The following is an 835-nucleotide window of genomic DNA, read 5'->3' as shown; positions in this document are numbered from 1 at the left end:
TCGATGGTTGAGCAAACTCTACATTAAACTGAGGGAAGTTTCGGGGGGCAGGTCAGTTTCGGTCGCTTCAACCGCTGTCATTTAAAATTTCCAATACCGATAGCATTGCAAAGGCGAACCAACTCACAGGTTTGCCCAGTAACACTCAGAGCAGACAGCGTCTTTGTCTTACGATCAAAATTAAGTCGCTCAATGGCTATCTCAGTCCGAGCAAGAGCCAAAAACTCTTTTGCAAGTGCGCTGACATCTGCTCGTCCAGATTTTAGCTTCAATTCAAGTTCAACAATACGGTCGTCTGCAATGCGCTTTCGCTCATTCAAAAGAACTTTCTGTTTTTCATAATAGTCAAAGAAATTATCAAGCCCCTGCTGAGCAAGTGCTACCTCTTGCTCATATGTCGAAAGCTCCAAGGCATTCACTTCAAACTCTTTTTGCAAAGCAGCTATCGTCGCTTCAGACTTACCGCCATCTTTAATTGGCAAGCCCATGGTAATGCCAGCAAATAGAGTGCTGCCCGCCCCACGCGATTTTGGGCTGCTGACCGTAGATTGCCAATTGGTAGTCAGTGTATTGGACAATTTCTGAAGTTCGATTTCAGTCTGAATGTGTGATTTCTTTAAACCCAACAGAGTCACCTGTTTAGAATTTTTGGCGGATAACTTTGAATTATTTGTCGGCGTATAAAGTTTTACGAGTTCAGCCATTGCCGCGTCATAATTACCACCGAGGGAGGTTCTCAAAAAGCTCTCAGAAGAATTTGACTGGAACACAGCTTGAGCCTGCTCAGAGAGAATTTCATTTTTCAAAGACTGTAGCTCAAGGTAATCTGAATTTG

At 43.6% G+C, this 835-nt stretch carries 1 protein-coding gene; it reads right to left on the bottom strand.

The annotated features are described in order from the left end of the window. Positions 1-77: 77 nt before the first annotated feature. The coding region (locus PFRI_RS11265) for a hypothetical protein (RefSeq protein WP_217653411.1) at positions 78-835 on the bottom strand (758 nt) is incomplete at its 5' end.

Source organism: Planktotalea frisia (assembly GCF_001890925.1).
In the GTDB taxonomy this organism is placed as follows: domain Bacteria; phylum Pseudomonadota; class Alphaproteobacteria; order Rhodobacterales; family Rhodobacteraceae; genus Planktotalea; species Planktotalea frisia.
Note: the sequence above shows the minus strand (reverse complement) of the source record. Positions and strands in the feature narration are given on the sequence as shown.